Origin of the sequence: Aeribacillus sp. FSL K6-1121 (assembly GCF_038003725.1) — a bacterium.
Classification (GTDB): domain Bacteria; phylum Bacillota; class Bacilli; order Bacillales; family Aeribacillaceae; genus Aeribacillus; species Aeribacillus composti.
Genome location: NZ_JBBOPS010000001.1, coordinates 3,040,214 through 3,050,000, shown reverse-complemented (window position 1 = coordinate 3,050,000; position 9,787 = coordinate 3,040,214). Strand labels below are relative to the sequence as shown.

Below are 9,787 nucleotides of genomic sequence, written 5' to 3'. Positions count from 1 at the left end.
GCTGATCTCCCCCAAGAGTCCACATCGACGGGGAGGTTTGGCACCTCGATGTCGGCTCATCGCATCCTGGGGCTGTAGTCGGTCCCAAGGGTTGGGCTGTTCGCCCATTAAAGCGGTACGCGAGCTGGGTTCAGAACGTCGTGAGACAGTTCGGTCCCTATCCGTCGCGGGCGCAGGAAATTTGAGAGGAGCTGTCCTTAGTACGAGAGGACCGGGATGGACGCACCGCTGGTGTACCAGTTGTCCCGCCAGGGGCATCGCTGGGTAGCTATGTGCGGAAGGGATAAGCGCTGAAAGCATCTAAGCGTGAAGCCCCCCTCAAGATGAGATTTCCCATCGCTAAACGCGAGTAAGATCCCTTGAAGATGACGAGGTAGATAGGTCCGAGGTGGAAGCGTGGTGACACGTGGAGCTGACGGATACTAATCGATCGAGGACTTAACCAAGAAAGAGCATCTATTCGTGAAAGAAACGTTATCTAGTTTTGAAAGAATGACATTCCGATGTCATTTGACAACAGGAAGGAAAACAGAAAAGGCTGCTTGGTGGCAATGGCGAAGAGGTCACACCCGTTCCCATCCCGAACACGGAAGTTAAGCTCTTCAGCGCCGATGGTAGTGAGGGTTTGTCCCTTGTGAGAGTAGGACGCTGCCAGGCTGCCTTTAAATTCTTTTTGAAAGCTGGGCTTATTGTAGAGAACCATACAAGAGTACATTCTTTTGAAGTCATTTTGATATACTGATTGAGCTGTATGTGAACCAAAATATGGTTTATTAAAATATTCCGCAGTAGCTCAGTGGTAGAGCATTCGGCTGTTAACCGAACGGTCGCAGGTTCGAATCCTGCCTGCGGAGCCATGCTTCCATAGCTCAGTTGGTAGAGCACTTCCATGGTAAGGAAGAGGTCACCGGTTCGAGCCCGGTTGGAAGCTTTGATGAAAAACGTTGAAATAACAAGGTTTTCTCGATGTGCGAGGGAGCCTTTTTTTGTTTTTATATTATTCTTCAACAACATTTTGACGGCAATAAGATCTTTTATATTATTTTTAAAAAAATATAAAAGACCTCGATAAAATTTATGTCGGCCAAAAGGATGATGTATAAAATTTTGTGTAAAGCATAAGGTAGGGTATTTTCTGATTTGGCCAAATATTCCAGAGAACCCTACCTATGTCTAAAAGAATACCGAATGGTGACTGGGCTAATCAACAGGAAAGTGCCATTCGTCAGTTTGTGAATGAAAAATTAGAGCTGATTAATGTGGGAAGAAATGAAACATTCCTCGAGATTGAACAAGCTGGAACATCGAATATGAGAAACGGCTACTATTAACGAAATCCAGATACACAATAAGGTCGGATCACCGGAACGGAGAATTTCAAACGCATTTGTTCCCCCTTACCAACGCCATACCGGCTGGCTCGAGGAAGCGATCATCAAGATGTATCAAAGTGACATGAGTACACGTGAAATTGGCAAGTTTATCGAACGAATTTTAGGAAATGCCAATCGTTTTGACTTGAGTTCCAAAGAATTCGGTGACATCTGCCGTTTAGCCATTGAACTGTCTTTTCAAGTGCTTCAAGTAGCACGTATGAATTCAACCCTTTTTCGGAATGACTGATTAAGTGAAATCTAGAGTTTATTTACTTCCACAAGTGTTTTATTATCAAATTCGTACACTTTATCACATAGTATGTGAATATCCTCACTGATATGACTCGCCAATAAGATGGTTGTCCCCTGTTTTTTCAATGACAACAGCAATTCTCTTATCTGTTTGACTCCTGTTTTATCCAGACCGTTCATTGGTTCATCTAGTATGAGTATTTTCGGCTTCTCCATAATTGCTTGTGCGATACCCAATCTTTGTTTCATACCTAAAGAATATTTTTTCACACTTTTCTTGCTGTTCGGATCTAGACCGACACTTTGAATTGCTTCTATAATCTCCTTATCACTAATCTTATTGCGTATAGAAGCTAAGTATTTTAAATTTTTAAATCCGGAGTAATCGGACAAGAATCCTGGTGTCTCGATAACAGCACCAACTTCAGTGGGAAAGTCAATATCCTTCCCTAAAATATTTCCAAAAATTTTTATTTCTCCTTGGTCTGGGAGTAAAATGCCGCAAAGTATCTTAAAGAAAACTGATTTACCACTCCCATTATGCCCGACAAACCCGTAAATCTTTGCTTCTTCAATATCAAGATTTATATTATTAAATACTTTCTCCTTTTTAAATGTTTTGCTCAAGTTCCTTACCTGCAATACAACTGCCATAGTTTATCACCTTTCCTTGAAAATTCAGCAATCTAACGTCGCGTCATAACGCGATACGACAAATAAATGAACAGAAGAATCCATAAAACATGAAAAAAGACAAAACCAGCGATTGAATGACTCCCGCTACCTGGAGCCAACACGTCATAGTTTACAAGTCTGCCATGGCTTCCAATCCATAGATTCACATTCCCAAAAATGAAAGGAATGATGTACATTAAAGCAGCAGAGAAGTACCCGTAACCGCTTTTTTGGGTAAGGAGGTTGATATATACTTGCCACAAACTAATACTAAAAGAGCCGATTAGCTGGATAATCCATGAAAGGAATAGAAATAACCATTGTGAATATACATCTTTTGACGACAATTTACCTGCCCAATACTGGACTGTAATATCACCTGACTTATAAATAGAATGCAAAATGAACCAGGACAGACTGTAATAAAAAAATAGGTACACAACATGAATGGCAAATAAGACGGTCAAATGGGCCAATGCCCACGCGTTCCTGTTAGATATCCGCAGCAAAGTATACAGTAAATTCTCATGAAAATTGTTTTCCATGTATAAGTCAACAATATACGCTAATACGAAAAAAGGGAGCAATGTATGAATGATCGTTAAAATATCCGCCCCCTCGAACACGGCAAAGTGGAAGATGAATGCATCTATAGTGGATGAGACAAGATCTCCATAATATAGAAGTGTGACCAAATTAGAGATGACGAACACTGCGATCGCCAGAAGCCACTGATGATAAGTAAAGTAGCGCATATTAAACTGAACAAGGGCTTTCCATTCTCTGATCATATTCAAGATCCCCCAAATTCCAGCTTTGATTTTCTCATCCACAAGACGAGAAGCATTAAAACTATAGGAGAAACGGCTGCTGCATTCAACACCATTGCCGATTGGAATCCGTTTTCATTCAGCCTAAGCGTCACGAGATAACCGTTATGGATATACAAAAACGGAGCATACGATACAAAAAACCTATAAGCAAATAAATGGTTAATAACAAGAAGCATCACCGTCACCGATACTGCTTTGACGATGCGATAACCATCTGCTGACGCATAAACAAACAAATATAGGATGCTGAGAAACCAAATACTTAAGACATATCGTATAGCTAACAGAATAAAACCAGTAACTGGTTGTATATGCCCAATAAGCTCCCCGTGGTAAAGATTGGAGGATCCTGGACTCCAATGGATGCTATAACCGTATAATAAAAGAGAAATTAGAGTAATAATACAAAGATATACGAGCGTGTACAGTGTACTTATTAAAAGTATTAGGAATATTTTGGAAAGTAACCAAGTCGATTTTTTATTTAAACGCAGCAGAACATAGAGAGTTATCGGCCGATCATCGCAAATATCACTTAACACAAACAGGAAGAACAGCAAAAACAAGAACAATTGGTAGTAAGGATGATACAGCATATCGAAGATTAAATCCCACATATTGAGGAAACGGTTGTCAATATGCTCTAATTTGCTATTGGCCAGAAAAGTTGCTAAACATACGAGCAATACAAACAAAACAGCTTTTCGAGTCAGAACTACGTGCTTCACTTTGTGTTTCATACAGTTTAAAAGAATGGTCTTAGTGCTCAGGGGATTGGCATTAGTCATCAATTCTCACCCGTCTCGTTCTCCAAATAAAAATTACATAACCTGTAATCAAAATCGTGATCATTGACCCGTATACATAGAATGGCGAAACTTCAGGCCATAAATCATACCAGGTGGATGGAGAAAACTGATATTGATCCAGAATGGCTCCTGCGGTGATCTCCCAAATACCGAAAATCAGAAATGGCCCAACGTATACAATTGCTTTCTTCTTGACGAAGGTGGAAAGGCATAAAGCGATACAGGCGAAACACGCCCCAAGCAAAAAATGCGTTAAAAATTTGATCCAAATATACAATTCAGGCTGTGTGTTGAACAATGTGTAGAATATGCCTTCTTCCTGCAGTTGTCGATAGGGGGAATCGGCATCATTATTAAAAAAAATAGAAATTATAGCGTAAAAGATAAACTCTGGGATGAAGATAGCAAGCCCCCCAGTTAAAGTGGCGGCCAAGAATTTGTTCCTAACATAATGGTCAAAAGATTTCCTTGTTTGTATAAAGTAATGAAACTTCTGATTCTTTTCTTCTAAATAGGAAGCGGCATATGGAAACACAACAATTAAAGGAAAAAATATACCTATGTATGAAAAACTGCTCTCCCAAATATTATATTTGTTGTGTATTTCACCTATAATATCTTGAATCGCTTGATGATTACCTCGTATATCAGGAGCTTCGGGGTCAAAAAATAAAACATCATACAAATACCTGTCATAAGCTGTCAAAAATATTAATACAAGAGCAAACATACAGGAAACTAACATGCACTTATTCAATAAACCCCTTTTTAATTCCAGTAAGAGCATTATCTTTCACTCGCTTTCTGATTGATAACTATCAAAACTACTTTAAAAGCATATCGCATTTCTACATTGCAGAAATGCGATATGCTACGGAATCGAAATTGAAAGAGTTAAGTTAATACGTATCTGGGTTCCATTTCCCTTTCATCGTAAAGCGGTCAAATTTACCTCCTTTTTCTTTCCAGATTTTCAAACGGTACTTATAACTGGCCTTAGCTCCATTATTTGTTAATGTGTAATTACCAGCCTTTTTAGTATAAAGATTACTACTTCTTTTCGCACCTTCCGAATTTTCCATTCTTACTCCTGCTGTCCAATTCGAATCTATACTAGTAATCTTAACAACTGGATTCTCTTTATCTGTAAATTTCCATGCATAGTTAGTATAAGCACGTCCAGTTAAAAAGTTTGTTGTCACATCAAAATGAAATTTGTAGTTAGCAGCTGATGCAACAGGCACTAATGCTCCTACAGCTAGAATAGAAGTTAAAGCAATTTTTAACCATTTTTTTTTCACATAAAACCCTCCTCGTTTTTCCGCATTAAAATTCCTGAATTCCCGCGAGAATCCTTCGAGTAAGGTGCTAGCTACCTGTTTTTACAGTTCACATTTTCTAACAATACAGAACGGTGATCACCTAAACTTATGATAGAGTAGAATCCACATTTGAAAAAAGTCCCAAATTTTCTTGCCACCTTTTAAATTAACCCCCATTCCCGGGCCTTTCGGGCTGCTTCTTTGCTTCTTTTTTCCCCCGTCTTTTTCAAAATATTAGTAATGTGCTTTTTTATTGTATTAATTTCTACCATTAATATTTCTGCTATTTGTTTTTGCTTATAGCCTTCAGCAATCAGCTTTAATATTTTTTGTTCTGTTTGTGTTAATCTCTCCTTCATATAGTGGATCTCTAGTTGTCTTAAGCGACAAAACTCCTTACGGATAACAGATTCAACATAAGCACTTTTAAGTGACCATTTTTGATACGCTAAGCGTATTACATTTGGAATATGATTATAGGATTTGTCTATGTAACAGATTGCCCCGGCAATAAAAGCTTCAAAAATCAATCGATTGTCAATCTGATCATTTAAAATAATCAGCTGTGCTTTTGTTTTTTCAGTAACAGATTTTATTACTTTGATTTTTTCTGTATCTTTTACTAATCTGATATTCATTAGTACAATATTCACATGTATACGGTTAATAAAATCACTTAAACATTTCAGCTCGCACGTGACTCCTACTATTTCTATGTCGGTCTCATTTTTAACGCTAGAGCAAATTTTTAACAACTCATCTTTGTCTTTCTCAATCAACAGTACACGTATTTTTTTCATAACGCACCTTTTTACACCTCTCTTCACGCTCGTTGCCTTAAAAAACATGGATAATTCGAAATATCGGACATAACTTCTAGTGAAGGACTTTCTACTTATTAAAACGTCAGATCTCTCAGAATTGTTTCTGATTTTTATAATTTTAACCTTTTTTGGAACGTTTCCCCTTAAAAGTAAGCGTCAAATTTAGCCAATCTTCTAGACTCTGTAAGATTATGAGATAATCTCCTCAAGAATAGATATAAGGAGGTTTTTTATAGCAAATCCAGAAATAGCTGAGAGAAAAAGGAATAGACATGACCGGAATGCGTCCAATGGAGAGTACAGAAAGAACGATGAGTGTGTTTGCGAAACATTTGAAAATGGGCGGAACTGGGTGGATCAAGGTACCGGTGCGATGATGACGGCCTTGGTGGCAGCATTAGAAAAAGTTAGCCATCAAAACGCTTATTGGACAAGTAGAAAGATGGAAAAAATCTCAAGAAGCCCATTCAAACACTACATCGAAAAGATCACGAGAACAATAAACGAAGCCCACGTGACCGTACCATGTACCTAAAAAATAAAGTGAAAACCCTTATCCATCAAGCATTGAAGAGATTAAGTAGGACTGGGGAATTACTTTGGGGCTATCTTTATCATTTGTATGCATTATTATGGAATCCCTCCTGCAAATGCTTGGCTCAATCTTCATATTGACAATAAACCATTTTTTCTCTATACTAATACTCGTCGATTGCTTAATAAAAAACTTGTGAAGGAAAAATGATTTTATAATTGACAAAAAGTAAATTGTTATATATAATTTAATTTGTCTTTTTGATAATGATGTTATTGGCCCGTTGGTCAAGTGGTTAAGACACCGCCCTTTCACGGCGGTAACACGGGTTCGAATCCCGTACGGGTCACCATGGAGGATTAGCTCAGCTGGGAGAGCACTTGCCTTACAAGCAAGGGGTCGGCGGTTCGATCCCGTCATCCTCCACCATGTACTAAACAAGCTTTTCTTAAGCAAGTTTAATGAGTTTGGCATAACAATTTAAACAAAGGTAAAAACTGAGTGTGATTTAAAGTATTTATTGCGCCGGTGTAGCTCAATTGGTAGAGCAACTGACTTGTAATCAGTAGGTTGGGGGTTCGATTCCTCTCGCCGGCATTTTTAATAATCGGAGGGGTAGCGAAGTGGCTAAACGCGGCGGACTGTAAATCCGCTCCCTTAGGGTTCGGCGGTTCGAATCCGTCCCCCTCCACCATGCCGAAGAATGTTATGAAACATTGAAATCACATTAAACAACAAAATGTTGTATAAAGTGATTTTTTTATTGGTACAATATAATTAGTCAAGAGATGAATGGTGATATTGGGCTATAGCCAAGCGGTAAGGCAACGGACTTTGACTCCGTGATGCGCTGGTTCGAATCCAGCTAGCCCAGCCATTTATTATAAAAAGACAGTTCATGTCTGTTCTTTTTTTTGTAAAAATGTTAGATAGAAAGTAAGATTTAACTAGATTTTACAAAGGGCGAAGCCTCGTCGAATAAGCAGCGAGTTGTCCCGACGCATCTAACATCCTCGAAAAATCAGGAAGAGGAAGGGACATCTGACAAATTTTAAAATGGATTAGAAGAAAAAAATTTTTTTATGAGCCATTAGCTCAGTCGGTAGAGCAACGAGCAAGGCTTCATCGAATAGGCGACGAGTTGTCCCGACGCATCCAGCATCCTCGAAAAATCAGGAAGAGGAAGGGACATCTGACAAATGAAAAATGGATTAGAAGAAAAAATTTTTTATGAGCCATTAGCTCAGTCGGTAGAGCATCTGACTTTTAATCAGAGGGTCGGAGGTTCGAATCCTCCATGGCTCACCATTTGTGCGGAAGTAGTTCAGTGGTAGAACACCACCTTGCCAAGGTGGGGGTCGCGGGTTCGAGTCCCGTCTTCCGCTTTTTAAATTCAACGGGGAAAACTTTATAAAATAAGATGAACTTAATTCCTGACAAGAAATTGTCAGGATTTTTTATTTGAAATGTTACTAATCCTTCGATTATATCTAATCCTCGCTTTTGAATCTCAAAATAATGTAATAGACTATATGCAGGAGCATTCGCCTTTTTAGTCCCATAACAGCCTTTTAAATTTGGATATACCATTGAAGGCGAATTGTATTTTTCCATTTAAGAATGGTAATGCGGTTGTTCCGAAATGGAACCATGACCTAAATGATTTTTTGGTTGATTTTAAAAATTAGTCTCTTTTCCAGAAGATTGTTGCTGTAGAGGATGATTTGTGTAAAACATTTGCATACAATGACTGCCCAGCAAAGGTTTTTACGGGCGTTGTGACGAAGTATATCGACAAACTTCTGTCTTGTTTCATTTTTTGAAATAGCACAGATCCGGATGAGGACGAATAAATTTCGACACCATTTATAAATTCAAATGGCTTAAAGGGGGTGTGATTCGATGCCTTTTATCAACGTAAAGCTGGCTAAAGGAAGAACCGCAGAACAGAAACAGCAGTTTACTGAGGCAATAACAAAAGCAGCAGCGCAAATACTAAACGTGAAAGAAGAATGGGTTACAGTAGTTTTCGATGAATATGAAAGAGATAATTGGGCTTCCGGCGGAACACTTCACTCGATAAAATTTGGGGAAGGTTTCGGGAAAATGGGAGCTGAATGAATATCCATCATCCTGTAATTCAAAGATAAAAAATGACCTCCCCAATTGGAAAAGGGGAGGTGAAGTTTTTTCATTTGCCTAAAGTCGGTCAATATTTTCATCTTGGAGAAACCCAGCTTTCATCGCATAATGTTCCATCACTTGCTGAAGCCACTCCTCTTCCTCCTGTGTAAATGGAGATGCCAATTTATTTTCAATAGTTTTAATTTCAGCTTCATCTAAATTCCCGATAGCACTAATTAATTCTTTTCCGATAAATTCTAATATTGTTTTCATATATTTTTCGACTAACGCTTCTACCTCAGGATCATCGACAGGTCTTCCTGCCAATCTTTTTGTTTCTTGGGATAATTGGATGTATTCTTTGTCAAGGGAGATCATTACCTCTTCAGGCTGATCAAAAAGCTTTTCAGCTACTTCTTTTGATGTATAATGTTCTAACCATTTGCGCTGTTCTTTTTCTGTTTGTATGCTCTGAATAAGACTCATTAAAACATTGCTATCCACTTCTTTTTCTTCTTCTAAAATCGTGAGAATTCGTTTAATGGCTTTGAGCACTTCTTCAATATGTTCCTTTCGTTCTTCAAGCGCTTCTTTTTGGAACTGTAAAGTTTCCTTTAAGTTTAAATCGAAGTTGGTTTCATTCATTAACTCTTTGATTTGTTCTAAACTGTATCCTAAAAATTTAAGACTGACTATTTTTTGAAGTGTCAATACATCATGAGCAGAGTATAATCGGTGTCCAGAACGAGGATTTTTTTTCGGTTTGAGCAGTCCAATTTGATCATAATAATGCAATGTTCGGATTGTTGTTCCCGTCTTTTTAGAAAATTCGCCAATCGTAAAGTAAGACTCTTCCTTCACTTTAACATCGCCCCCAAAACACTTATCTTTATAAACCTATTGTGATCATAATACCTAACGCAGCGTGAGGTGCAACCCCTCTGAAAAAAATTTGTAATGTCATTTTTCATTATGACAAGTTGGACGTTTCTTTATAAAAAGCCCAGAAATGGGAATAAGAAAGGTTTTTGCTACAA

The 9,787-nt window shown here is 38.2% G+C and carries 8 protein-coding genes, 9 tRNA genes, 2 rRNA genes and 1 pseudogene (1 of these 20 only partly in view); 13 read left to right on the top strand and 7 right to left on the bottom strand.

The features are described 5' to 3' along the window. The 5 genes and pseudogenes from NSQ61_RS14835 to NSQ61_RS14815 form a co-directional block, all read left to right on the top strand. Positions 1-446 (top strand): 23S ribosomal RNA (locus NSQ61_RS14835); it begins 2,486 nt to the left of the window's first position. A gap of 95 nt (positions 447-541) precedes the next feature. Beyond that, positions 542-657: ribosomal RNA gene (gene rrf / locus NSQ61_RS14830) — 5S ribosomal RNA — on the top strand. Between the two features lie 125 nt (positions 658-782). Then, positions 783-857: transfer RNA gene (locus NSQ61_RS14825), tRNA-Asn, on the top strand. 1 nt (position 858) lies between these two features. Continuing rightward, positions 859-931, top strand: a tRNA-Thr gene (locus NSQ61_RS14820). A gap of 238 nt (positions 932-1,169) precedes the next feature. After that, positions 1,170-1,506, top strand: a pseudogene (locus NSQ61_RS14815) (transposase); the annotation flags it as partial. Between the two features lie 128 nt (positions 1,507-1,634). On the opposite strand, the gene NSQ61_RS14810 reads toward NSQ61_RS14815, so the two are convergent. The 6 genes from NSQ61_RS14810 to NSQ61_RS14785 all read right to left on the bottom strand — a co-directional run bounded on the left by NSQ61_RS14810 (position 1,635) and on the right by NSQ61_RS14785 (position 6,067). Then, on the bottom strand, positions 1,635-2,282 hold the full coding sequence (locus tag NSQ61_RS14810; protein WP_130158826.1) for an ATP-binding cassette domain-containing protein: 648 nt from the start codon (positions 2,280-2,282) through the stop codon (positions 1,635-1,637). Between the two features lie 32 nt (positions 2,283-2,314). Continuing rightward, positions 2,315-3,094 (bottom strand): hypothetical protein, encoded by a 780-nt coding sequence (locus NSQ61_RS14805; protein ID WP_066251743.1) that lies wholly within the window; start codon positions 3,092-3,094, stop codon positions 2,315-2,317. A 2-nt stretch (positions 3,095-3,096) separates the two neighbouring features. After that, a complete protein-coding gene (locus NSQ61_RS14800; protein WP_133309187.1) occupies positions 3,097-3,864 on the bottom strand; it encodes a hypothetical protein in 768 nt (255 codons plus the stop codon). A 52-nt stretch (positions 3,865-3,916) separates the two neighbouring features. Further along, a complete protein-coding gene (locus NSQ61_RS14795; protein WP_066251739.1) occupies positions 3,917-4,675 on the bottom strand; it encodes a hypothetical protein in 759 nt (252 codons plus the stop codon). A gap of 169 nt (positions 4,676-4,844) precedes the next feature. Continuing rightward, positions 4,845-5,246, bottom strand: a complete 402-nt coding sequence (locus NSQ61_RS14790; RefSeq protein ID WP_066251736.1) for a hypothetical protein — start codon at positions 5,244-5,246, stop codon at positions 4,845-4,847. 182 nt (positions 5,247-5,428) lie between these two features. Beyond that, positions 5,429-6,067, bottom strand: a complete 639-nt coding sequence (locus tag NSQ61_RS14785; RefSeq protein WP_066251734.1) for a response regulator transcription factor — start codon at positions 6,065-6,067, stop codon at positions 5,429-5,431. A gap of 836 nt (positions 6,068-6,903) precedes the next feature. Between NSQ61_RS14785 and NSQ61_RS14780 the strand changes: the two genes are divergently transcribed. The 8 genes from NSQ61_RS14780 to NSQ61_RS14745 all read left to right on the top strand — a co-directional run bounded on the left by NSQ61_RS14780 (position 6,904) and on the right by NSQ61_RS14745 (position 8,747). Further along, positions 6,904-6,978: transfer RNA gene (locus NSQ61_RS14780), tRNA-Glu, on the top strand. 1 nt (position 6,979) lies between these two features. Next, a tRNA-Val gene (locus NSQ61_RS14775) sits at positions 6,980-7,055 on the top strand. Between the two features lie 95 nt (positions 7,056-7,150). Beyond that, a tRNA-Thr gene (locus tag NSQ61_RS14770) sits at positions 7,151-7,223 on the top strand. Between the two features lie 12 nt (positions 7,224-7,235). Continuing rightward, positions 7,236-7,320: transfer RNA gene (locus NSQ61_RS14765), tRNA-Tyr, on the top strand. A gap of 108 nt (positions 7,321-7,428) precedes the next feature. Next, positions 7,429-7,503: transfer RNA gene (locus NSQ61_RS14760), tRNA-Gln, on the top strand. A gap of 355 nt (positions 7,504-7,858) precedes the next feature. Further along, positions 7,859-7,934 (top strand) — tRNA-Lys (locus NSQ61_RS14755). Between the two features lie 5 nt (positions 7,935-7,939). Next, positions 7,940-8,011, top strand: a tRNA-Gly gene (locus tag NSQ61_RS14750). Between the two features lie 517 nt (positions 8,012-8,528). Beyond that, positions 8,529-8,747 (top strand): tautomerase family protein, encoded by a 219-nt coding sequence (locus NSQ61_RS14745; RefSeq protein WP_066251730.1) that lies wholly within the window; start codon positions 8,529-8,531, stop codon positions 8,745-8,747. Positions 8,748-8,825: 78 nt separating this feature from the next. On the opposite strand, the gene NSQ61_RS14740 is transcribed toward NSQ61_RS14745, so the two are convergent. Beyond that, positions 8,826-9,611 (bottom strand): MerR family transcriptional regulator, encoded by a 786-nt coding sequence (locus NSQ61_RS14740; RefSeq protein ID WP_340807446.1) that lies wholly within the window; start codon positions 9,609-9,611, stop codon positions 8,826-8,828. Positions 9,612-9,787: the final 176 nt, after the last annotated feature.